19 protein-coding genes are annotated in these 23,245 nt (G+C 68.3%); 9 read left to right on the top strand and 10 right to left on the bottom strand.

The features are described 5' to 3' along the window. Nucleotides 1-32: 32 nt before the first annotated feature. Nucleotides 33-1,121, top strand: a complete 1,089-nt coding sequence (locus tag AB0I34_RS33080; RefSeq protein ID WP_360452714.1) for an aminotransferase class V-fold PLP-dependent enzyme — start codon at nt 33-35, stop codon at nt 1,119-1,121. Nucleotides 1,122-1,170: 49 nt separating this feature from the next. Here AB0I34_RS33080 and AB0I34_RS33075 read toward each other — a convergent pair whose 3' ends face one another. Beyond that, entirely contained in the window at nt 1,171-3,099 is a 1,929-nt protein-coding gene (locus tag AB0I34_RS33075; protein ID WP_360452712.1) for a DEAD/DEAH box helicase, read from the bottom strand. A 419-nt stretch (nt 3,100-3,518) separates the two neighbouring features. On the opposite strand from AB0I34_RS33075, the gene soxR reads away from it, so the two are divergent. Beyond that, nucleotides 3,519-3,992 carry a redox-sensitive transcriptional activator SoxR gene (gene soxR / locus AB0I34_RS33070; protein WP_131353068.1) on the top strand — a complete coding sequence of 158 codons (474 nt, stop codon included), beginning with the start codon at nt 3,519-3,521 and terminating at the stop codon, nt 3,990-3,992. A gap of 223 nt (nt 3,993-4,215) precedes the next feature. After that, nucleotides 4,216-4,884: a snapalysin gene (gene snpA / locus AB0I34_RS33065; protein WP_360452709.1), complete on the top strand. Its 669-nt coding sequence runs from the start codon at nt 4,216-4,218 to the stop codon at nt 4,882-4,884. 117 nt (nt 4,885-5,001) lie between these two features. On the opposite strand, the gene AB0I34_RS33060 is transcribed toward snpA, so the two are convergent. Next, nucleotides 5,002-6,021 (bottom strand): LacI family DNA-binding transcriptional regulator, encoded by a 1,020-nt coding sequence (locus tag AB0I34_RS33060; protein ID WP_360452796.1) that lies wholly within the window; start codon nt 6,019-6,021, stop codon nt 5,002-5,004. Nucleotides 6,022-6,251: 230 nt separating this feature from the next. On the opposite strand from AB0I34_RS33060, the gene ugpC reads away from it, so the two are divergent. Beyond that, on the top strand, nt 6,252-7,331 hold the full coding sequence (gene ugpC, locus AB0I34_RS33055) for a sn-glycerol-3-phosphate ABC transporter ATP-binding protein UgpC (RefSeq protein ID WP_360452707.1): 1,080 nt from the start codon (nt 6,252-6,254) through the stop codon (nt 7,329-7,331). 9 nt (nt 7,332-7,340) lie between these two features. On the opposite strand, the gene AB0I34_RS33050 is transcribed toward ugpC, so the two are convergent. Continuing rightward, nucleotides 7,341-8,339, bottom strand: coding sequence for a glycosyltransferase family 2 protein (locus AB0I34_RS33050; protein ID WP_360452705.1), 999 nt, complete (start codon nt 8,337-8,339; stop codon nt 7,341-7,343). Between the two features lie 93 nt (nt 8,340-8,432). On the opposite strand from AB0I34_RS33050, the gene AB0I34_RS33045 reads away from it, so the two are divergent. After that, nucleotides 8,433-10,922 (top strand): YfhO family protein, encoded by a 2,490-nt coding sequence (locus AB0I34_RS33045; RefSeq protein WP_360452703.1) that lies wholly within the window; start codon nt 8,433-8,435, stop codon nt 10,920-10,922. Here the strand turns inward: AB0I34_RS33045 and AB0I34_RS33040 are convergent. Together AB0I34_RS33040 and AB0I34_RS33035 are read right to left on the bottom strand one after the other, a co-directional pair. Continuing rightward, nucleotides 10,912-11,904: an ABC transporter permease subunit gene (locus tag AB0I34_RS33040; protein WP_360452701.1), complete on the bottom strand. Its 993-nt coding sequence runs from the start codon at nt 11,902-11,904 to the stop codon at nt 10,912-10,914. The two genes, AB0I34_RS33045 and AB0I34_RS33040, sit on opposite strands and share 11 nt — an antisense overlap. Beyond that, on the bottom strand, nt 11,904-12,824 hold the full coding sequence (locus AB0I34_RS33035; protein ID WP_360452699.1) for an ATP-binding cassette domain-containing protein: 921 nt from the start codon (nt 12,822-12,824) through the stop codon (nt 11,904-11,906). Before AB0I34_RS33035 ends, AB0I34_RS33040 begins: the two co-directional genes overlap by 1 nt. Before the next feature lie 201 nt (nt 12,825-13,025). On the opposite strand from AB0I34_RS33035, the gene AB0I34_RS33030 reads away from it, so the two are divergent. Genes AB0I34_RS33030 through AB0I34_RS33015 form a run of 4 tightly spaced genes read left to right on the top strand, consistent with a single transcriptional unit; the run spans nt 13,026 to nt 16,786 of the window. Continuing rightward, nucleotides 13,026-13,307, top strand: coding sequence for a metal-sensitive transcriptional regulator (locus AB0I34_RS33030; protein WP_132189386.1), 282 nt, complete (start codon nt 13,026-13,028; stop codon nt 13,305-13,307). Nucleotides 13,308-13,341: 34 nt separating this feature from the next. Further along, the gene (locus AB0I34_RS33025) at nt 13,342-13,560 is read left to right on the top strand and encodes a heavy-metal-associated domain-containing protein (protein ID WP_360452697.1); all 219 of its coding nucleotides are present in this window, start codon (nt 13,342-13,344) and stop codon (nt 13,558-13,560) included. After that, nucleotides 13,557-14,555, top strand: coding sequence for a hypothetical protein (locus tag AB0I34_RS33020; RefSeq protein ID WP_360452695.1), 999 nt, complete (start codon nt 13,557-13,559; stop codon nt 14,553-14,555). Before AB0I34_RS33025 ends, AB0I34_RS33020 begins: the two co-directional genes overlap by 4 nt. Before the next feature lie 11 nt (nt 14,556-14,566). After that, complete coding sequence (locus AB0I34_RS33015) at nt 14,567-16,786, top strand: heavy metal translocating P-type ATPase (RefSeq protein WP_360452693.1); 2,220 nt, start codon at nt 14,567-14,569, stop codon at nt 16,784-16,786. Nucleotides 16,787-17,214: 428 nt separating this feature from the next. Here AB0I34_RS33015 and AB0I34_RS33010 read toward each other — a convergent pair whose 3' ends face one another. The 5 genes from AB0I34_RS33010 to AB0I34_RS32990 form a co-directional block, all read right to left on the bottom strand. Beyond that, nucleotides 17,215-18,756, bottom strand: a complete 1,542-nt coding sequence (locus tag AB0I34_RS33010) for an alpha-amylase family glycosyl hydrolase (RefSeq protein WP_360452691.1) — start codon at nt 18,754-18,756, stop codon at nt 17,215-17,217. An 87-nt stretch (nt 18,757-18,843) separates the two neighbouring features. Then, a complete protein-coding gene (locus AB0I34_RS33005) occupies nt 18,844-19,713 on the bottom strand; it encodes a carbohydrate ABC transporter permease (RefSeq protein WP_360452689.1) in 870 nt (289 codons plus the stop codon). Further along, nucleotides 19,710-20,666 (bottom strand): sugar ABC transporter permease, encoded by a 957-nt coding sequence (locus AB0I34_RS33000; RefSeq protein WP_360452687.1) that lies wholly within the window; start codon nt 20,664-20,666, stop codon nt 19,710-19,712. Before AB0I34_RS33000 ends, AB0I34_RS33005 begins: the two co-directional genes overlap by 4 nt. Continuing rightward, nucleotides 20,666-22,039 (bottom strand): extracellular solute-binding protein, encoded by a 1,374-nt coding sequence (locus tag AB0I34_RS32995; protein WP_360452685.1) that lies wholly within the window; start codon nt 22,037-22,039, stop codon nt 20,666-20,668. The genes AB0I34_RS33000 and AB0I34_RS32995 overlap by 1 nt, the downstream gene beginning before the upstream one ends. Before the next feature lie 174 nt (nt 22,040-22,213). Continuing rightward, nucleotides 22,214-23,206: a LacI family DNA-binding transcriptional regulator gene (locus AB0I34_RS32990; protein WP_360452683.1), complete on the bottom strand. Its 993-nt coding sequence runs from the start codon at nt 23,204-23,206 to the stop codon at nt 22,214-22,216. Between the last annotated feature and the right edge of the window lie 39 nt (nt 23,207-23,245).

The following is a 23,245-nucleotide window of genomic DNA, read 5'->3' as shown; positions in this document are numbered from 1 at the left end:
TGCTGTGCGTGACCACTAGGCTCAGCCGCACCATGAGCATCCATGACCGGTATCGGTTGAGTGTGGTGATCAACGCCAAGGGGACGTACACCCCGCTGGGGGTGTCGCGCAGTTCCGATGGGGTGGCGGCGGCCGTCGCACAGGCACTTCCTGAATTCTTCGTGATGGACGAGCTCGGCGATCGGGCCAGCGAGGCCATCGCGCAGTTCACCGGTGCGCAGGCCGGTGCCGTCGTGCACTGCACCGCGGCCGGCATCACGCTCGCGGTCGCGGCCACGATGACCGGCGGCGACCCGCGCCGGATCGCAGCGTTGCCTGACACAACGGATCTGCACCACCGCGTCGTGCTGCCCGCCTGTCACGTCGTCAACTACGGTCACACCAACCTGCAGGGCATCCGGCTGGCCGGTGCGCACGTGGACCTCGCCGGGGACGAAACCCGTTGTGCCATTGGGGATCTGGAGGAGGAGCTAGACGGACCGGATGTTGCCTGCCTGTTCCTCGTCTCGTCCCGGCTGACCGAAGGCGAGCCGATCGACCTGGTCGCCGCAGTACGTGCCGCGCATCGTCGCGGCGTACCCGCGATCATCGACGGCGCCGCGCAGTTCCCGCGGATCGCGGACCTGTTGTCCACCGGTGCGGACCTGGTCCTGGTGAGCGGGCAGAAGTACCTCGGCTCCCCCACGGCCGGGCTCGTCGCCGGGACCTGGTCGCTCGTCCAGGCCGTACGCGCCCAGGAGCGAGGCATCGGCCGGGGGATGAAGCCGACCAAGGAGGCCGTCATCGGTGTCTTGGCCGCACTCGAGGAGTGGCAGGCGTTCGACCGGATGAAGTGGGAGGCGGACGAGCTGGCGAAGGTGGTCGCGTTCGCCGATGCCGCCGGCAAGATTCCCGGTGTCGTGGCCGAGGTCGTGCCGGATCCGACCGGCCTGCAGGTGTCGCGAGCCCTGCTCAAGGTCCCGGACGCCAAGCGTCTGGCGACCGAACTCGAGGCCGGGTCACCGTCGATCTACGTGATGACCGATCGCGTCGACACCAATGAGTTGATGCTCGAGCTCGTCCCGCTGGACGACACCGAGATCGCCGCCGTACTGGCCCGGCTCTGGGCGATCCTGACATAGCAGAGGCCCTGATTCCCTGGTGTCACAGGGAATCAGGGCCTCGTGTCGATCAGTGCTGGTACGACTTGCCGTCGGTACGACGGGGTCCGTTGCTGCGACGCGGTCCGCTGCCGCCGCGGCTGTCGTGGCCACGACCCGGCCGGCTGCTGCCGAACCGCTTGCCACCCTTGCCGCCGCCCTTGCCGAACCGCTGCGGCTTCGGGGCGGGCAGCTTCACCGGGTACCCGGACGGCTTGTTGCCGCCGGTCAGCTCGGTGACCAACTGGTCGCCCGGACGCGCGCGCACCGGCTCGGCGTCGACACCGGCGGACTCGGCCAACCGGACCATGCCGCGCCGCTGGTGCGGCAGCACCAGCGTGACGACCGCGCCCTTGCCACCGGCGCGTGCCGTCCGGCCGGCCCGGTGCAGGTAGTCCTTGTGGTCCGCCGCCGGATCCGCCTGGACGATCAGGCCGACGTCGTCGACGTGGATGCCGCGGGCCGCGACATCCGTTGCCACAAGCACCGGTACCGAACCGTCCTTGAACTGGTCCAGCGTCCGGTTCCGGGCACCCTGGGTCAGACCGCCGTGCAGCGCCGCGGCCATCACGCCGCGGTCACGCAGTTGCGTCGCGACGCGATCGGCACCCAGCTTGGTCCGGACGAACACGATGGTCCGGCCGTCACGGCTGGCCAGCTCGGCCGTCAGCGACTGCTTGTGCCCCGGCTCGATCACCAGCAGGTGGTGCTCCATCGTGGTGACCGTGGCCTGGCCGGACTCGGTCGAGTGCTGCACCGGGTCCTTCAGGTAGGTCTTCACGATCTTGTCGACGTCGTTGTCCAGCGTCGCCGAGAACAGCAGCCGCTGCCCGTCGGCCGGAGTCATGTCCAGCAGCGTGGTCACCGCCGGCATGAAGCCCATGTCGCACATGTGGTCGGCCTCGTCGAGTACGGCGATCTCCACCGCACCGAGGTCCGCCGCACCCTGCTCGCACAGATCGATCAGCCGGCCCGGCGTCGCGATCAGCAGGTCGACACCACGGCGCAGCGCGTCGATCTGCTTCGGGTACGGCAGGCCGCCGGCGATCAGCTTCAGCGACACGTTCATCACGTGCGCGAGCGGCTCGAGCGCGTCGTGCACCTGCATCGCGAGCTCACGCGTCGGGACCAGGATCATCCCGCGCGGCCGCCGCGACTCGGTCCGGCCACCGGCCAGCCGCGTCAGCGTCGGCAGACCGAAGCCGAGGGTCTTGCCAGAACCGGTCTGGCCGCGGCCGAGCACGTCCTTGCCGGCCAGCGCGTCCGGGATGGTCGCGGCCTGGATCGGGAACGGCGTGGTGATGCCGTCCCGCGCCAGCCGCTGGATCAGCCGCGGCGCGAGCCCGAGCTCGGCAAACTGGTTGTCCGGAGCAACGGTCCCGAGGTCCACCGGCGCCTCGTCCCGCTTGGTGTACTGCTTGTCGTCCCGCCGGTACGTCGGCCGCTCAGTGCGATCGTTCCGCTCGAAACGCGGCCGCTCATCCCGCTGGAACGACGGACGCTCGTTGCGCGCTCGCTCGTCCCGCTGCTGATACGAGGGGCGCTCGTCACGCTTGTACGACGGACGCTCGTCTCGCTGCTGGTACGACGGACGCTCGTCCCGCTGCTGGTACGACGGACGCTCGTCCCGCTTGTACGTCGGGCGGTCGTCGCGGCGGTACTGCGGGCGGTCGTCCTCGCGGCGCGGCTGGTTGGCGCGCTCGGCGCGGTAGCCCTTCACCGGGGCGCGGTCATAGCTGCGCACACCGCGGTCGGAGTACTGGGTGGGTCCGCCCCGGCGCTCACCGCGGGCGGTGTCGTCCCGGACCTCACCGGCCGCCGGGGAAGCGGTCGCGGCCTCGGCGGCCATCCGCTCGCCGTACGACTGGGTCTGGAACTTCTTGTGCCGCGGCTTCTTGATCCGGCCGTCGGCGGTGGTGCCGGCGGCAGGCTCGTGCTGGTCCTGGTGGTGCTGGGTCACGCAATCTCTCTCTCAACGTCACGGACGAAACCCGACCGGTACCCGCGCGCAAAGGCCGGCCAGGAGAAACTGGCCGGTCTGGACGAACTGGCAGGAGATAGGCATCGACCTGCGGGTGCTATCGCGTTGCACCCTCGTCGCCGGGAACCTTCAGCGGGATGCTGAAACCGACGGGTCGGAGCGCCTGGGAAATGCTCTGGTGACGCGACGCGCGCACCGACACCCCACAAGTGTACCCGAACCCTGGCCGAGGCTTGACCACTGTGGGGGGCGGACCGCCAGGCCATCACAATCGAGCCGGCCAGAACCCGCCGAGCGGGGCTGAAGCGCCCGCGGCACAATTGTGATGGCCTGGCGGTCCGCCACCCCTCCAGTTCAAGTGCAGTTGAGTTTTTGGCCCGCCGCCCTAGGGTGGCGATATGGCGCAGGAGAACGTCCCCAGCAAGGAGCACTGGCTCTCCATCGGGGAGATCGCACATCGGTCCGGAGTAGCGGCGTCGGCATTGCGGTTCTACGAGGACCAGGGCCTGATCACCTCGCGGCGGACGGCCGGCAACCAGCGGCAGTACCAGCGGAGCACCTTGCGGCGGATCGCCTTCGTGCAGGCGGCCCAGCGGGTCGGGCTGGCACTGTCCGAGATCAAGGGTGCACTCGACTCGCTGCCCGAGGACCGGACCCCGACCCGCTCGGACTGGAGCCGATTGTCCAAGACGTGGCGCGGCCGGCTCGACGAGCGGATCTCCGAGCTCGAGCGGCTGCGCGACGACCTGGACAGCTGCATCGGCTGCGGATGCCTCAGCCTGCAGCGGTGCAACCTCTACAACAAGGCCGATCGGCTGGCCGAACGCGGCCCCGGCGCCCGCATCCTGAACGTCGGCATCCCCGGCGAATGACCCGCACGGGTTGACCCCTAGGCAGGGGTCAGGCCATAGGTGGGGCGTTATGGATGACATAGAACCGGCTGGGCGAGTCGCGGGTTAACCCCCGAGTTTGGGGCGATCCGGTGCGGAATGTCCGGAGTCTTGGCAGCATCCGGAGGTAGCGAACAGTAATCCGCTGGTCGCTATCCGCCACAGATTTTCGGAGTGAGGCCCTCCCATGTCGCATCGCCGTGTCTTGAGTTCGTTAGCGGGGCTCGCCGCCGCCGCGCTCGCCGTCCCCGCCTTCGCCGCCGCGTCCCCCACTGCGTCGGCCCCCGCCACCAACCCGTCCGCCTCCACCTCCGCGACCCGGGCGGCGTACGTCGGTTCGCCGCAGGACGAGGCCGCCACCAAGGCCTTCTACGACGCGGTGATGAAGTCGGCCCGCGCCAAGATGGCCCAGCAGGCCAAGTCCGGCCAGAAGGTGGCCGCGGTCACCGTCACATACGCCGTCGACGCGCCGACCTTCCAGTCGCAGATCAACTCGAGCACGCAGATCTGGAACTCCTCGGTCAGCAACGTCCACCTGGTCGAGGGCAGCAACTACGACTTCTACTACACCGAGGGCAACGACCCACGCGGCTCGTACGCGTCCACCGACGGGCACGGCAGCGGCTACGTGTTCCTCGACTACGCCCAGGCGCAGGAGTACGACCCGACCCGGATCACCGCCCACGAAACCGGCCACGTGCTCGGCCTGCCGGACCACTACACCGGCCCCTGCTCCGAACTGATGTCCGGCGGCGGCCCCGGCCCGTCCTGCACCAACCCCTACCCGGACGCCACCGAGCGGTCCAGGGTGAACTCGCTGTGGGCCAACGGCAAGACCAGCCTGCCCACCGCAGCCTTCCACGTCGCCAAGTGATCAACCTCGAGTGATCCGGTTCTCCGGCTCGACCGTCCGGCAGGGGGCGGCCGGGCCGGAGTCATTCCGGTCTGCCCGGGCAGCCCGCCCCGATGCCCGGGCAGACCGCCTCGTCGTTCAGCGGGCGGGACCCGTCGTACCGCGGACCACCAACTCGGGGCGGAAGAGGAACTCGGTGTGGGGCGTGGCGTGGCCGCGGACCTCTTCCAGCAGGGACTGGACGGCCGCGAGGCCCATGGCCTGGACCGGCTGGCGAATGGTCGTCATCGGAGGATCGGTGAACTCCATCATCGGGGCGTCGTCGTAGCCGACCACCGAGATGTCGCCAGGGACCGAGAGACCGCGCTGACGGGCCGCCCGGATCACGCCGAGGGCCATCATGTCGGAGCCGCAGATGACCGCGCTGACGCCGGCGTCGACGAGCTGCTGAGCCGCCGCGGCGCCACCCTCGACACCGAACATGCTCAACGCGACCATCAGGTCCAGCTCGTCGTCGGACAGCCCGAGCTGGGCCTTCATCGCCGTCCGGTAGCCGGCCAGCTTGCGCTGCACCACGATGAACCGCTCCGGCCCGGACGCGAACCCGATCCGACGGTGGCCGAGGGCAACCAAATGGGTGACCGCCAGCTCCATCGCTGCGTTCTCGTCGGACGAGACGAACGGCGCCTCCACCCCGGGCAGCCAGCCGTTCACGAACACCACCGGCAGCCGCCGCTCGACCAGCGACTGGTACCGCGCATGGTCCGCGCCGGTGTCCGCGTGCAGACCGGAGACGAAGATGATCCCGGAGACGCCGCGCTCCAGCAGCATCTCGACGTACTCCTCCTCCGTCGCGCCGGACGGGGACTGTGTGCACAGCACCGGAGTGAAGCCGCGCTGGGACAGCGCCGACTCGATCACCTGGGCGAACGCCGGGAAGATCGGGTTGATCAACTCCGGCATCACCAGCCCGATCAGACCGGCCGACCGGCGCCGCAACCGGCTCGGCCGCTCGAACCCGAGGACGTCGAGTGCGGTCAGCACCGACTGTTTGGTGTCCTCCGCGACCCCCGGTTTGCCGTTCAGTACCCGCGAGACCGTCGCCTCACTGACCCCCGCCTTGGCCGCGATGTCCGCCAGCCGGGCCCTGCCGTTCACGCTGCTGCTCACGCCCGGCACTGTACCCAGCCCGGCGCTGATCTTGCAGCAAGATCCTGCAAGAACTTGCAGGATGCGTGGGAGTGTCCACTACGTGAACAGTACGGACACTTCACACGCCGTACACCTTGTCAGGACGAGCGGGGCGGGCGAGGATAAGCGAACCCCCGCCCGGGGGCCTTTACTCGGATCGTCCGGCACGTTCCTGCCGGTGAAGGGAAGTAATCGTCATGGCCACTGTGTCTTTCAAGTCGGCAACCCGGATCTACCCGGGTGGTGACACCCCCGCCGTCGACAAGCTCAACCTCGAGATCGAGGACGGCGAGTTCATGGTTCTCGTCGGCCCGTCGGGGTGCGGCAAGTCCACCTCGCTCCGGATGCTCGCCGGCCTCGAAGAGGTCAACGAGGGCTCCATCTACATCGGCGACCGCGACGTCACGCACCGTCCGCCGAAGGAGCGGGACATCGCGATGGTGTTCCAGAACTACGCGCTCTACCCGCACATGTCGGTCGCGGACAACATGGGCTTCGCCCTGAAGATGCAGGGTGTCTCCAAGGAGGACCGCGCCAAGCGCGTGATGGAGGCGGCCAAGCTGCTCGGCCTCGAGGAGTACCTCGAGCGCAAGCCGAAGGCTCTGTCCGGTGGTCAGCGTCAGCGTGTCGCGATGGGCCGCGCGATCGTCCGTAACCCGCAGGTCTTCCTGATGGACGAGCCGCTGTCCAACCTCGACGCCAAGCTGCGCGTGCAGACCCGTACCCAGATCGCCGAGCTGCAGCAGCGCCTCGGGGTCACGACCGTGTACGTCACGCACGACCAGGTCGAGGCCATGACGATGGGCGACCGGGTGGCCGTCCTCAAGGACGGTCTGCTCCAGCAGGTCGACACCCCGCTGAACCTGTACGACCACCCGAAGAACAAGTTCGTCGCGGGCTTCATCGGCTCACCGGCGATGAACCTGATCACCGCCGACATCACCGACGGCGGCGCGAAGCTGGGCGACTACGTCATCCCGATCGAGCGCGGCATCCTGTCCAAGGCCGGCAGCGACAAGACCCTGACCGTGGGCGTTCGCCCGGAGGCCTTCAAGGTCGCCGACCAGGGCCTGCCGGTTCACGTGGCCGTGGTCGAGGAGCTCGGCGCCGATGCGTACCTGTACGGCACCGCAGAGCACAACAACGAGCACCAGCAGATCGTCGCCCGGATCGACGCCCGGATGCCGGTCGAGAAGGGCTCGACCATCCACCTCGCGGCGGTGCCGGACAAGCTGCACCTGTTCTCCACCTCCACCGACGAGCGGCTGACCGCCTGATCCTCGGCTCTACATCACACGCCGGCCCCGGGTGGCTCTGCCAACCGGGGCCGGTGTCTTGTCCAGACGGTCGGCCGGGTCCATGTTGGTCTGCTTGAGCAGGTAGTGCGGGCGCTGCTTGGTCTCGTAGTAGATCCGGCCGATGTACTCGCCGATCACCCCGAGCATCACCATCTGCAGCCCGCCAAGACCGGTGATCGCCGCGATCAGCGTGACGTACCCCGGCATCTTCACCCCGTTCACGGCGGCCACCACGATCACCCAGACCGCGTAGGCGGCCGCGATCGCGGTGAGCACACCACCGACGTAGATCGCCAGTCGCAGGGGCTTGTTGTTGAACGACAGCAGCCCGTCCAGCCCGTACTCGAGCAGCCGCCGGAACGTCCACCGGCTCTTCCGGTCGGTCTGCTTCACGTTCTCGTACTCGAACAGGATCGACTCGAACCCGATCCAGGCGAACAGCCCTTTCGAGAACCGGTTGTACTCGCCCAGCTCCAGCAGCCCGTCCACCGCGCGCCGGGACAGCAGGCGGAAGTCGCCCACCCCGTCCATCAGCTCGACGTCGGCCCAGCGGTTGATCAGCCAGTAGTACGTCCGGGCGAACAGCGTCCGCGTGGCCGGGTCGCCGACCCGGGTCCGCCGCGCGATCACCTGGTCGAAGCCACGCTCGTAGTGCTCCAGCATCCGGCCGACAAGCTCCGGCGGGTGCTGCAGGTCCGCGTCCATGATCACCACGGCGTCGCCGCTGGCGTAGCGCAGGCCAGCCAGCATCGCGGACTCCTTGCCGAAGTTCCGGCTGAAGGACAGGTAGCGCACCGACTCGTCGGTGGCGGCCAGCTCGACGAGCGCGTCCAGCGTCCCGTCCGCGCTGCCGTCGTCGACGTACACGATCTCGTACGAACGCCCGGTGGCGGTCAGTTCCCGGCTGAGGGCCTGGTGGAACTTGGCGATCACCTCGGCCTCGTTGAAGCAGGGTACGACCAGACTCAGTCGCATCGTCGTCCTCATCGATCCCACCTGTCCGCGCCGATGCGATTTTTGTCTAGACCTGAACTAGGCGTTAGCTTTGCACGCCGGGGCGGACGAACAAAGGGGCGGGCTGTGGGATCGGAGCAAGGCGCGGCGGTACAGGACCGACCTGCCCAGGCGGGCAGAGCGGCGCTGGTGGCCGGGCTGGTGGTGGCGGCGGTGTTCGCCGCCTCCGGAGTCATCCGCGGTACCTTTCCCTTCGGTTCACTGTCCCGCAGCACCAATGATCTTGGCACGCAGTACATCCCGTTCTTCGCCCATCTCTGGGACGTCCTGCACGGCCGCGCACAGGGCGACCTGTTCTTCAACTGGCAGAGCGGCTTCGGCGTCGGCTTCCTCGGCGACTACGGCGTCGTCCTGGGCAGCCCCCTGTCGCTGCTGGTGGGGCTGTTCCCCCGCGACCAGATCGATCTGGCCGTCTACGTCATCACCGTCCTCAAGCTGAGCCTCGCCGCCGCCGCGATGGCGGTGCTACTGATCAAGATGCATCGAGGACCCCGTTGGGTTGCAGCACTTCTCGGAGCTTCGTACGGAGTCTGTGGCTGGGCGATCGACGACGGAGCATACGTGCCGATGTGGCTGGACGGCCTGATCGCCCTGCCGCTGTTCTTCCTGGTCGCAGAATGGTCACTGCGAAGGACCAACCGCCTGCTCAGTGTCCTGGTGGTGGGCGTCTTCTGGGTCTCCAACTTCTACACCGCCTACATGGCCACGATCGCCGGCGGAATCTACCTGATCGCACGGTTGCTGACCAGCGACCTGCACTGGGTGGACCGGCTGCGCGTCGTCGTCCGGCACGGAATCTCGTTCGTTCTCGGGATCGCCCTGTCGGCGCCCATCCTGCTCCCGGTCCTGATGGCCAACGGCGACGCAACGCCGTCGCCGCCCGGGATCTTCACGCCGAACGAGCTGAGCGAGTTCCTGTCCCGCCTGCTCCCGCTGTCCGAGGGCGTCGGCCGCACGGCCAGCCTGTACGTCGGAACGGTCGCGCTGCTGCTCGCCTGCACACTGCCGTTCAACCGAGCGGTGCCGATCCGGACCAAGCTGGTCTGGGTGGTGACCACCGTCCTCGTCACGCTGTCGTTCCGGTGGGCGCCGACGCAGTCGATGTGGCACGGCTTCGACACGCCGAACGGCAGCCAGTACCGCGAGGCGTTCGTCCTGTGCGGCCTGATCGTGGTCCTGGGCTGGTTGTCGGTCGCGTACCGCCTGCCCGGGCCGATCGCGCTGCTCGGCGGCGGCGCTCTGGTGGCCGTGATCGCGGTGTTGTCGGACGGGAGCCCCTACCTGACCGAGTACGCCGTGAGCCTGCTGATCATCTCGGGCGCCGTCACCATGGTCGCGCTCACCATCATCTGGGCGGTACGACGCTCGCCCTCGCTGAAACGGTCGAAGTGGCCGGTGGCAGTGGCGTTCGCGCTCGTGCTGGGCGTCGTCGCGGTGGAGACGACCTGGTCCGCGGTGGTGACGGACGAGCAGCGCAAGGAGATCCTCAGCGCGTCGCTGCGCCCCTGGGACGACCGGCAGACCCGGCGGCTCGACGCGCTGGAGGCGGCCGGCGACTGGCCGTCGTACCGGACGGATCCGGGGACCACCCTGACGCCGAACGACCCGGTGTTGCTCGGTGGGCAGGGGCCGGGTCTCTACAGCAGCCTGCTGCCGCACTCGTTGAACGAGACACTGACCGACATCGGCTTCGGCTGGACCGGCTACGGCAGGGCGAACCGCGACCTGGACAACCCGGTGGTCGACGCGATCTTCTCGGTCGGGGCCCGGATGCACCTGAACGGCGGCGACCCGGAGTTCACCCGCGCCACCGTACCGCCGCTCGTCACGGTCCGGCCCCAGCTCGGCGTGACCCAGGCGCCGAACGTCTTCGTCGCCCAGGAACGGCTGCTCGGAACCCAGGTCTACCAGGTGCCGGAGTACAAGGGCAGCCGGATGCCCGGCGGCGGAAACGTCATGCTCGTCGGGCAGTGCCGCCCGGGCTCCAAGCTCTTCCTGAACCTGCCGCACACGGTCGGACAGGTGCGGCAGACCGGTGACGCCAAATGGACGGAGCTGCTCGCGAGCCGCCGACCAGGCGTGACGACGAACAGCGGGGTGGTCGGCCTCGGCACTACGCCGGCCTCCGGTGCCGTGTCCGTGGAGGTCAAGTACCTCGGGAACGCGCAGCGTGGCCTCGCACCGCGGGGCGCGATCGGCTGCCTGGACGAGCCCGCGCTGGCGATTGCGGTCGAGGCGTTGCGCTCGACCGGGGCGACCAACGTCCAGGCCGGCGGTCATTCGATCAGCGCGACCCTCCCGGCGGGCAGCCAGGGGTACGCCGTGGTCGCCGTACCGAAGCTGCCCGGCTGGAGCTGCTCCGCCGGAGACGGCGCAGCCAAGACTCCACGGGACTTCGGCGGCGTGATCGCCGTACCACTCGGCGACTCGGCCGACCGGATCGACTGCAGCTACACGCCGCCCGGTCTGTGGCGCGGCCTGGCAATGGCCGCCGTAGCCGTTGCGGTCGCTGTCGGGGTGGCGCTGTTCGGGCGGATGCGGCGGCTCAGGAGTTGATGTCGCGGCGGTGGAACACCGCGGCGCCGAAGACCACCAGGATGACCGCGAGGATGCCCAGGTACCAGGCACCGCGTTCGAACGTCAGCGTCTTCAGAACGCTGTTGCACAGGTAGCCGCCGTCGCTGGTCGACGAACACTGGTTGACGTAGTACGTCGTGTCGTGGCGGATGAACGCGTCGAAGTTCAGCTTCACCAGCCACGGCTGGACCTTGTTCAGCAGGTTGCCGAAGATCGCCTCGACCAGGACCAGGTACCCCATCGCGAGACCGATCGCGGCGGCGGTGTGCCGCAGCAGCAGGCCGACCACGCCGCCAATAGCCGCGCCCAGCGCGGTCAGTACGACGGCTCGCCCGGCGGTCGCCAGCAGATCACCCCAGACCTTGCCGGTCGTGGTCGCGGTGCTGCCGAGCTGGTCGACGATCAGGTAGGTGCCGACCACGAGGACTCCGAGGACGACGACCGCCACCGGCACGAATCCGATAGCGGCCGCCAGCAGCTTGCTGCCGTAGACCTGTAGCCGGCGTGGTTCGAACGTGAGCCAGTTGCCGATGGCACCAGTGCTGAACTCGGCGGCGACGAAGCTCGCGCCCAGCAGGAACGCAGCGAACAGCAGGAGGTACGACACTCCGTGCAGCAGCTCGGGCATCAGCTCGGCGAACACCGTCGGCGGCCTGCCGAACTCCTCCGGCTTCGGTTCGGGGTAGCTGCACATGTCCTCGCGCTTGGGCTTCGGATCGGGCTGCTTCTCCCACTGCTCGTTGCACGCGGCCTCGTTCGCCACGTGACCGTCCACCCACTGCTGATGGGCGATCTCGTACTGCGACTGGGCCGCGCGCTGCTCTTCCGCCGAGGACGGCCGCGCCTCGAGCCAGGTCGCGAACAACAGGAGCAGGGTGATCAGCAGGAGGCCGATCACGCCGACGACGGTCATCCGCCGGGCGACCAGCCGGCGCAACTCGACAGTGGTGAGACGGACCATCAGATCTTCTCCTCCGCGGTCAGCTCGAGGAAGACGGACTCGAGGTCCGCGCGGACGGGGACGAGTTCGGACACGTACAGCTCCTGATGCGCCAGCCGGCGCGTGATCTCGGCCGGTTGCCCGGCGCCGTCCACCAGCAGATAGTTGCCATCGGCCCGCACCGTCATTCCAGCCGCGGCAAGGATCCGGGTCGCCACCTCGTGGTTGTCCACGGCAACCTTGACCGTGGTCGTCGTACCGCCGCCGATCACCTCCGCGACGGTGCCGGAGGCCAGTAGCCGGCCGTGGCCGATGATCGACACGGTGTCGGCGACCTGCTCGACCTCGGCGAGGATGTGACTGCTCACCAGCACCGTCCGGCCCTGGTTGCCGAGTCCGCGCATGGTCTCGCGGATCTCCCGGATGCCGGCCGGGTCGAGCCCGTTCGTCGGCTCGTCGAAGATCAGCAGATCGGGCTCCTTGAGCAGCGTGGCCGCGATCGCCAGCCGCTGCTTCATACCCAGCGAGTACGAGCGGAACCGGTCGTCGCCGCGCTCCGCGAGCGACGTCTGCTCGAGCACCTCGCCGACCCGCCGGCGGGGTACGCCGATCGCCTCGGCGAGCAGTTGCAGGTTCTTCTCACCGGTGAACGCCGGGAAGAACTTGGGCGACTCGACGATCGCACCGACCCGGCCGACCACCTCCGGCAACTGGGCCGGCACGCGCCGGCCGAACACCGTCATCGTCCCGGCGTCAGAGCGGATCAGGCCGAGCAGCATCCGGATCGACGTGGTCTTGCCCGAACCGTTCGGCCCGAGGAAGCCGTGCACTCCCCCGGCCGGCACGTCCAGGTCGAGCCCCTGGACCGCAACGACCTTGCGACCCAGCCGGGTCCGGTAGGTCTTGCGCAGACCGCGCGTACTGATCGCCAGTTCCGGCATCGTGCCCCTCTCGTCTCGTGGCAGACGCACAGCGTGACAGGTTTGTTGCCGGACCGCTCGATGTGATACCCCCCACCCGTATCGGCCGAGAACTTGCGCTCGATACCCCAAGGGGGTAACTTCATGCCTGTCGACATACCCCCGAGGGGTAGCCGCGGACCGCTGGAGGAACCTGAGATGACCACCGACGCCGACGCTCATGTGCACGGATACACCGCCGAGAAGAGCAGCCACCTGAAGCGGCTGCGGCGGATCGAGGGCCAGATCCGCGGCCTGCAGCGGATGGTCGAGGAGGACAAGTACTGCATCGACATCCTCACCCAGGTGTCGGCCGCGACGAAGGCACTGCAGTCCTTCTCCCTCGAGTTGCTCGACGAGCACCTGTCCCACTGCGTGGTCGAGGCCGCGCAGAAGGGTGGCGCCGAGGCCGAGGAGAAGGTCCGCGAGGCCTCCGACGCGATCGCCCGCCTGGTCCGCAGCTGACACACCTGAACGCATTCGAGCTAGGAGCACCGCTATGACCACCACGATCTACTCCGTCTCCGGGATGACCTGCGGCCACTGCACCGCGGCGGTCACCGAGGAGCTCAGCAAGCTGGCCGGCGTGCAAGAGGTCAGCATCGACCTCGTCGCGGGCGGCACCTCCGCGGTGCACGTGACGAGTGAGTCCGCGCTCGACGAGGCCGCCGTTCGCGAGGCCGTCGACGAGGCGGGTTACGAACTGGCGGCGTCGTGAGCCGGGCCGTCGCGCTCCGGCTCGGCGCGTTCGCCGGTGCGCTGGCGCTCGCCTTCGGGGCGGCGTACGCGATCGGCTCCGCGGTCGACCCGATCGCGGCGGCCGACACGCCCGCGGCTCCGGCTCACGGAGAGGAAATGGGCGGTATGGAGCAGACCTCAGGCCACGGCGCGGGACACGATGCCCCCGGGCAGCTGCCCGGGCTGGCGGTGTCCGACGCCGGCTACACCTTCGCGCCGGCGACGACGTTCTACCGGTCCGGCGCGAAGACCCAACTGCGCTTCACGATCCAGGGACCGGACGGAAAGCCGGTGACGCAGTACACGAAGACCCACGAGAAGGACTTGCACCTGATCGTGGTCCGGCGTGACCTGTCCGGCTTCCACCACGTGCACCCGACCATGGACGCGAGCGGGACGTGGAGCATCCCGTTCACCTTCACCGCCGGCGGCACCTGGCGGCTGTACGCCGACTTCCAGCCGGCCGGACTGGACCGCGGCCTGACGCTCGGCACCGACGTCAACGTCTCCGGTCTCTACGTCCCGGTCCCGCTGAGCGAGCCGGCGAGCATCTACAGCTTCGACGGGTACGACGTGACGCTGTCAGGCACTCCGGTCGCGGGGAAGGAATCCGAGCTGACGTTCCGGGTCAGCCGGGGCGGCAAGCCGGTCACCGATCTGCAGCCATACCTGGGCGCCTTCGGGCACCTGGTCTCCCTGCGCAGCGGCGACCTCGCCTACCTGCACAATCACCCGGCACAACACGCCGAGCCGGGGACGAGGGGCGGCCCGGAGATCACCTTCGGCACCACCTTCCCGACTGTCGCGACGTACAGCCTGTTCCTGGACTTCCAGCACGCGGGCGCCGTGCACACCGCCGAGTTCACCGTGAAGGTAGGCCCGAACGGGACCACGATCGTGCCGCCGACGCCGGTGCCGACCACCACGACAACCACGACCGCCCCGGGGCACGAAGAGACCCCGCACGGCCACTGAGGAGGCTTGCCATGAGTGATTCCGTCGAACTCATCATCGGTGGCATGACGTGCGCCTCCTGTGCCGCCCGGGTGGAGAAGAAGCTGAACCGGATGGACGGCGTCACCGCGACCGTCAACTACGCCACCGAGAAGGCGAAGGTGACGTACCCGGCCGGCATCACCACCGACGACCTGGTCGCCACCGTGGAGAAGACCGGCTACACCGCGACGCTGCCGGCGCCTGCGGTTGCTGACGGCAACGAGAACGAGCCGGACGACCTGAAGCCGCTGCGCGAGCGGCTGATCGCCAGCATCGTGCTGGCGGTGCCGGTGATCGCGTTCGGGATGATCCCGGCGCTGCAGTTCGACTACTGGCAATGGGCGTCGCTGACGCTGGCCTTCCCGGTGGCGACGTGGGCGGCCTGGCCGTTCCACAAAGCCGCCTGGACGAACCTGCGGCACGGCGCCACCACGATGGACACGCTGATCTCGCTGGGCGTGGTCAGTGCGTTCCTCTGGTCGCTGTACGCGCTGTTCCTTGGCTCCGCCGGTGAGCCGGGGATGACGATGCCGTTCACACTGATCCCGTCCCGCGGCACCGGCGCGGAGGAGATCTATCTCGAGGTCGTCACCGCCGTGACCACGTTCATCCTGGCCGGACGGTACTTCGAGGCTCGTGCCAAGCGCCGGTCCGGCGCGGCCCTGAAAGCGCTGCTGGAGCTCGGCGCGAAGGACGTCGCCGTACTGCGGAACGGGGCCGAGGTGCGGATCCCGGCCGACCAGCTGGCCGTGGGTGACGAGTTCGTCGTCCGGCCCGGCGAGAAGATCGCCACGGACGGCGTGATCGTGACCGGCAGCAGCGCGGTCGACGCGTCGATGCTGACCGGAGAGTCCGTCCCGGTCGAGGTCGGCCCCGGCGACGCGGTCGTCGGCGCCACCGTGAACGCCGGCGGTCGCCTGATCGTCCGGGCCACCCGGGTCGGCGCCGACACCCAGCTGGCGCAGATGGCGCGACTGGTCGAGGACGCGCAGAACGGGAAGGCCGAGGTCCAGCGGCTGGCGGACAAGGTGTCCGGGTTCTTCGTGCCGATCGTGATCGGGCTCTCGCTGACGACGATGGGCTTCTGGCTCGGCAACGGTTCCCCGGTCGAGGTGGCGTTCACCGCCGCGGTCGCCGTACTGATCATCGCCTGCCCATGTGCGCTCGGGCTGGCCACGCCGACCGCGTTGATGGTCGGCACCGGCCGCGGTGCGCAGCTCGGCATCCTGATCAAGGGTCCGGAGGTCCTGGAGTCCACACGTCGCGTCGACACTGTGGTCCTGGACAAGACCGGCACCGTGACCACGGGCCGGATGGAGCTGATCGACGTACTGCTGGCTCCCGGGCAGGAGCGGGCCGACGTACTGCGTCTGGCCGGCGCGCTGGAGCACTCCAGCGAGCACCCGATCGCGCAGGCCATCGCCCGCGGTGCGCAGGCCGAGCTCGGTCAGTTGCCCGAGGTCGAGGACTTCGGGAACGTCGAAGGCCTTGGAGTCCAGGGCATCGTCGACGGGCATGCGGTCCTGGTCGGACGCACGCGGCTGCTGGAGGAGTGGAGCCAGTACCTGCCCGACGACCTCGCGCATGCGAAGGACCACGCCGAGGCCGAAGGCAGTACGGCGGTCGCGGTCGGATGGGACGGGGAGGCGCGAGCGGTCCTGGTGGTCGCTGACACGGTGAAGCCGACGTCGGCAGAGGCGATCGGCCAACTGAAGGCGCTGGGACTGCGGCCGGTGCTGCTGACCGGCGACAACGAGGCAGTGGCACAGAAGGTCGCGGCCGAGGTCGGCATCGACGAGGTGATCGCCGAAGTACTGCCGGCCGGCAAGGTCGACGCGGTGAAGTTGCTGCAGGGCGAGGGCCGGGTCGTCGCGATGATCGGTGACGGCGTCAACGACGCCGCTGCCCTGGCCCAGGCCGACCTCGGCCTGAGCATGGGCACCGGCACCGACGTGGCGATCGAGGCCAGCGACCTGACCCTGGTCCGCGGCGACCTGCGAGCGGCGGCGGACGCCATCCGCCTGTCCCGCAGCACGTTGCGCACCATCAAGGGCAACCTGTTCTGGGCCTTCGCCTACAACGTGGCCGCGCTTCCGCTAGCCGCCGCCGGCCTGCTGAACCCGATGCTGGCCGGCGCCGCAATGGCCTTCAGCTCAGTCTTCGTCGTCTCAAACAGCCTCCGCCTACGCCGATTCCGCCCCCTCACTTGAGGCACCGCTGGACCTGTGGCCGTACGACGACATCGTGAGATGTTGCCGTACGGCCACATACCCAATTGTTGACGTACGGCAACATTTGCGAATGTGGACGTACGATCACATCTTGGAGGCGGGAGCCATGCAGCTCCACACAGTCAACGACGTAGGCGCCGCAGTACGCGATGCCCGAGTCAAACGTCGCCTCACTCAAGCCGAGCCTGCCCGGCAAGCGGGAGTGTCACGCGAATGGCTGGTGCGACTCGAGCACGGACACCCACGCCTGGAGATGCAACTGGTGCTCGACACGCTCGAGGCCGTGGGTCTGGCACTCACCGCGTCTGAGAGCGAGCCCGACGACACGTCCCATGGGACTACCTGGGATGACGTCTTGGCCGGTCTGGCAGGTACCACGCCCACACCTGATGAGACCGGTCCGGCAACTACCTGATCCAGGCTGTGCTGTCGGTTGGGAGCCTGCCGGCGTCGAGTGGGGTGCTGGTTAGCAGCACCTCCTCGTGCGGCGGCAGGTCGACCGGGGCGGCCGTCAGGTTGGTGATGCAGGTCAGGTTCTCCCGCTGGAATGTCAGCACACCGGATGGCGAGTCGAGCCAGCTGAGCGTCCCGTCGCCGAGGTAGGTGCGGCGGAGTGCGAGGCCGGTTCGGTAGAGGGTGAGCATCGAGTTCTGGTCGTCGTGCTGGGACTCGACGGTGAGGTTCTTCCAGTCGGCGGGTTGCGGAAGCCACGGCGTACCGGTTCCGAAGCCGAACGGGGGCTCCTTGCCCGACCACGGTAGGGGCACTCGGCAACCATCCCGGCCGCGGTCGGTGCCGCCGGAGCGGGCGAAGATCGGGTCCTGGAGCAGCTCGTCAGGCAGGTTCTCGACCTCCGGCAGACCGAGCTCCTCGCCCTGGTAGACGTACACCGCACCCGGCAGCGCCATCGCGAGCAGGGCCGCGGCGCGGGCGCGCCGTTCGCCGAGGACGAGGTCGGTACGCATGCCGTGCTTGCGGTCCTGATGGGAGAACGACGTGTCCGGGCGCCCGTACTTCGTCACCGGCCGGGTGACGTCGTGGTTGGACAGCACCCAGGTCGGCGGGGCTCCGATCGGGACATGCGTGGCCAGCGTGAGGTCGATCGACGCCTTGAGCTCGTCGGCCTGCCACGGGCGGGACAGGAAGTCGAAGTTGAACGCCGTGTGCATCTCGTCCGGGCGCAGGTACAGCGCGAACCGTTCCTGATCCGGCATCCACATCTCGCCGACCAGGAACCGGCCGTCGTACGCATCGGTGACCTGCCGCCAGCCGCGGTACACGTCGTGCACCTCGTCGTGGTCGGTGTACGACTCCTCGACACTGTCCAGGTCCTTGAACAGTACGGCGGCACTGTCGATCCGGATCCCGTCGACGCCGCGGTCCAGCCAGAACCGCAGGATCGCGTGGAACTCCTCGACCACCTCGGCGTTGCGCCAGTTGAAGTCCGGCTGCTCCGGGGCGAACAGGTGCAGGTACCACTCACCGTCCTCGACCTGGGTCCAGGCGGGGCCGTTGAAGATCGACTGCCAGTCGTTGGGCGGCAGCTCACCGCGTCCCGGGCGGAACAGGAACCGCTCCCGCTCGGGCGACCCCGGACCGGCCTGCAACGCCTGGACGAACCAGTCCTGCTGATCGGACGCGTGGTTCGGGACGATGTCGATGATGGTCCGGATGTTCAGCGCGTGCGCCTCCGCGATGTACGCCTCGGCCTCCTCGAGCGTGCCGAAGGCCGGGTCGATCGCGCGGTAGTCGGCGACGTCGTACCCGCCGTCGGCCATCGGGGACGGGTACCACGGATTCAGCCAGATCGCGTCCACGCCGAGCTCGGCCAGGTACGGCAGCCGCTCGCGCAGACCGGCCAGGTCGCCGATCCCGTCACCGTTGCCGTCGGCGAAACTGCGCAGGTACACCTGGTAGATCGCCGCGTCGCGCCACCACTCGTCAGCCATCGAATCCCCTTATCCTTTGAGACTTCCGGCGGTTGGACCCGCCCTCGCCATCCCGCCCCGAGCGGAGCGAGGGGCGGGATATTGTTCCTATCCTTTGAGACTTCCGGCAGTGAGGCCGGCCATAATGCTTCTTTGGAAAACGAAGAACACCAGGATCGTCGGCAGGCTGCCGATCACCAGCGATGCGATCAGCACGTTCTGCGGCATCTGCGCGGACAGCGAGGCGATGCCGACACTGATCGACATCTTGTCCGTCTCCGGCAGCACCAGCAGCGGCCAGACGAAGTCCTTCCACACCGTCACGACGGACAGGATCGACACCACACCGAGGATCGGCCGCGACACCGGCAGCACGATCGACCACAGGATCCGCAGCGGCGAGGCACCATCGATCTCCGCCGCCTCCAGCAGTTCGCGCGGGATCGAGTCGAAGAACCGCTTCAGCAGGAACACGAAGAAGCCGTTCGCTGCCGCCGGCAACCAGATCGCCCAGGGGGTGTTGAGCAGATCCAGGTGGAAGATCGGCAGATCCTTGGCCACCAGGTACGTCGGCAGCAGCAGGACCATCGGCGGAATCATCAGCGTCGCCAGCATCGCGCCGAGGATCAGCTTGCCGAAGAACGGCCGGAGCTTCGACAGGGCGTACGCCGCAGTGACGTCGACGGCGAGCGTGAACAGCCACGCGCCACCGGCGTACAGGGCGGTGTTCTTCAGGAAGACGCCCAGTTGCAGCTGTTCCCAGGCGTCGGCGTACACCCCGAGGTCGAACGACTTCGGGAAGAAGCTGGGTGGGATCTGGGCCAACTCGTCCGGCGACTTGAGCGCGCCGGTCACCATCCAGTACAGCGGGAACACGAAGGCGCCGGTGAAGCCGACCACGACGACCGTCAGGATCGTCCAGTACATCAGCCGGCCGCGCGGGGTCCGCAGCGCGAGCGGCGACACCAAGGTCCTCATCGAGCCTCCTCCTCGCGGGACACGCGCAGGTAGATCGTGGAGAACACCAGCAGGACGAGCATCAGCATCAAGCCGAGCGCACCGCCGCCACCGAAGTCGCCGAAGTTGAAGGCGTACTGGTACATCAGGTAGGCAACCGTGACGGTCGCGTTCTCCGGACCGCCGCCGGTCAGCAGGTACGGCTCGATGAACACCTGCATGGTCGCGACGACCTGCAGCAGCAACATCACCAGCAGGATCAGCTTGGTCTGCGGGATCGTCACGTGCCACACCCGCCGGAACAGGCCGGCGCCGTCGAGCTCGGCCGACTCGTACAGGTCGCCCGGGATGCTCTGCAGCGCGGCGAGGTAGATCAGCGTGCCGGTGCCGAGGTTCATCCAGGTGGACACCAGTACCAGGCTCACGAGCGCCGTACTGGTGGAGTCCAGCCAGCTCAGCGGCGGCAGGTGGAAGACGTCGAGGATCTGGTTGAACAGGCCGGAGCCCGGGTCGTAGAACCACTTGAACAGGAGGACGGCGACGGCCGGCGGCAGCATCACCGGGAGGTAGACGACGAACCGCAGGTAGGCCTTCGCGTGCCGGAGTTCGTTGAGTACGACGGCCAGCACGAACGGTACGGCGTACCCGATCACGAGGGCGAGACCGCTGAATGCGGCGGTGTTGAGCCACGCGGACCGGAACGCCGGATCCTCGATCACGGTCCGGAAGTTGTCGAACCCGACCCACTTCCCCGGGTCGACGAAGTTGTTCTCCTGGAAGCTGAGAACCACCTCGCGCACCATCGGATACCAAGAAAACAAGGCGAAACAGATCAACGCCCCGCACAAGAACCCGTAGGCGGTCAGATTCCGCCCCACCGCCCGCCGGATCGCACCCTGGGCATCCTCGTCAGGTCGCGGGTCCGCCGCCCCCATCAGCTGAGGGCGGCGCACCCGCTCGTCGGTAACAGCCATCAGGTGTTCTTGGCCAGGATCTTGTTGGCCTTGCCCTCCGCATCGGAGAGCAGCTTGTCTATGTCGGCGTCCTTTCGGGTCAGGACGGCGGACATCGCCACGTCCAGGACGGCGTACAGCTCCTGCGCCTTCGGCGGCTCGAGCTTGTTGGTGATGGTCGACTGCGCCGCGACGTACGGCGAGAAGTGGTCGACCGGGACCGTCGCGTACTGCTTGCGCAGGTCAACGATCTGCTTGCCTGGCGCGGAGTCGCCGTACAGGTCCGGGATCGGCAGCCCGACCGGACGTCCCTGCTCCTTGGCCCGCGCGTAGTTGAACTGCCCTTGACCCGGCGTCAGCTCGTGGAAGTTCAGCCACAGCAGGCCGGCCTTGATCTTCTCCGGCGTGGCCTTGGGGTTGAACATGTAGCCGTCGCCACCACTCAGCGACGCCTTGCCCTCGGACTCCGGTACGGCGGTGACGCCGTAGTCCTCGAACTTGCCCTGGAAGTCGTTGTTCACGCCCTGCACGACATCCGGCGCACCGATCATCATGCCGAGCTTGCCGGAACCCATCATCCGCATCAGGTCCTCCCACTGGAGGAGCTGCTTGCTGCCCATCGAGTTGTCGTTCCAGCGCATCTGCTTGAGGTTCTCCAGCACCGCCTTGCCTTCGGCGCTGTTGAACGCGGCGGTCTTGCCGTCGTCGCTGACCATCGAGCCGCCCCGTGCGTACAGCGAAGCGGCGAAGTGCCAGCCGCCGGTGTTGCCGGCGGAGTACTCACCGAAGCCGACGTACCCGGGGCCGATCGCGGCGATCTTCTTCGCCGCCTCCTGCACCTCGCCCCACGTCTTCGGCGGGCTGTCCGGGTTCAGGCCGGCCTGGGTGAACAGCTTGCGGTTGTAGACCAGGCCCATGTTGTAGTTGTTGCGCGGCAGCCCGTAGGTCTTGTCGCCGTCCTTGAACACGCCCATCACGTCCGGCCGCAGGTCCTTGACCGCCTTGACGTCACCGACGTACTGGCTGATGTCGGCGGCCTGCTTGGCCTTGATGATCTTCTGGACGTCGGTGTAGTAGACGTAGAACACATCCTCCTGACTGCCGCCGGCCAGCTTCGCCTGGAAGGTGTCCGGGTTGATGCAGGGGAACGCGTCCTTGCTCTGGATGGTGATGTTCGGGTGCTGTTGCTGGAACGCGGCCACGTCGGCGTCCCAGCCTTCCCGCTCCTTCGGATTGCTCTTCGGCGGCTGGCAGCCGACCGTGATGGTCACCGGGCCGTCGCTGCTCGCTGACGCCTGAGCACTCGGTTCGTCGTCCCCCGACCCGCAGGACGCGGCCACCAGCCCGAGTCCCGCGACCAGCAGCAGGCTGAGCCCGCGCCGCGTTGTCCTCATCGATCCACCCTCTCCCTCGATCTTGCGGACACCGTAGGCAACTCGACACCACTGCGCAATACTCAAATAGAAGATTGCAAAAACATGACTTCAGATGGGAAGGTGGCTCGCGCAGGGCAGACGACAGCAGCCGCCGACCGGTGACCGGTCAGCGGCTGCAGAGAGGGTGGTGGGTCAGATCCTGGCGCGTGCGGTGGAGGCCCGGACGACCAGTTCCGGCTCGAACAGCAATTCGTCGGCAGGTACGGCGGCCCGTTCGATCAAGGCGACCAGCATGTCGACGGCGGCCCGGCCCATCGCGTCGATCGGCTGCCGGACCGTGGTCAGCGGCGGGTCGGTGCAGTTCATCATCGCGGAGTCGTCGTACCCGATCACGGAGACCTCGTCGGGCACGGACAGGCCGGCCCGGCGGACCGCGCGGATCGCGCCGAGCGCCAGGATGTCGCTGGCGCAGACGATGCCCGTGACCCCTTTGTTGACCAGCCGGGTCGCGGCCGCGTGCCCACCCTCGAGCGAGAACATGGTGTGCTCGACCAGCTCCGGATCCGCCTCGTCCGCTGCCATGAACGCGTCCAGCTTGCGCCGCGACGGGATGTGGTCGCGCGGCCCGAGCACCATGCCGATCCGGCGGTGGCCGAGGGCGCGGAGGTGACCGATCGCCATCTCGGCGGCGACGAAGTCGTCCGAGGACACCTGCGGGAAGCCGAGGTGATCGACCGCCGCGTTGACCAGGACGGTCGGCAGCTTGCGCTCCTGGATCAGCTCGTAGTGCGCGTGTGGTGCGTCGGCCTGGGCATAGAAGCCGCCGGCGAACACCACCCCGGACACCTGCTGCTGCAACAGCAGGTCGACGTAGTCGGCCTCGGACACGCCGCCGACCGTGCGGGTGCAGAGCAAGGACGTGAAACCTTGCTGCGCCAGCGCGCCACCGACGACCTCGGCGAACGCCGGGAAGATCGGGTTCTGCAACTCCGGCAGCACCAGCCCGACGAGCCGGGCCCGGTCGCCGCGCAGCTGCGTGGGACGCTCGTACCCCAGGACATCGAGGGCGGTGAGCACCGCTTCCCGGGTCGCCTCGGACACACCCGGCTTCCCGTTCAGGACCCGGCTCACGGTGGCTTCACTGACGCCGACCTTCTTGGCCACCTCTGCAAGTCGTCGTGTCATAACGCAAACTCTACGCCTGATCACGCAAGTTCTTGCAAT

This window comes from Kribbella sp. NPDC050281 (genome assembly GCF_040655855.1).
GTDB lineage: Bacteria > Actinomycetota > Actinomycetes > Propionibacteriales > Kribbellaceae > Kribbella.
This window is presented reverse-complemented; position numbering and strand designations above follow the sequence as displayed.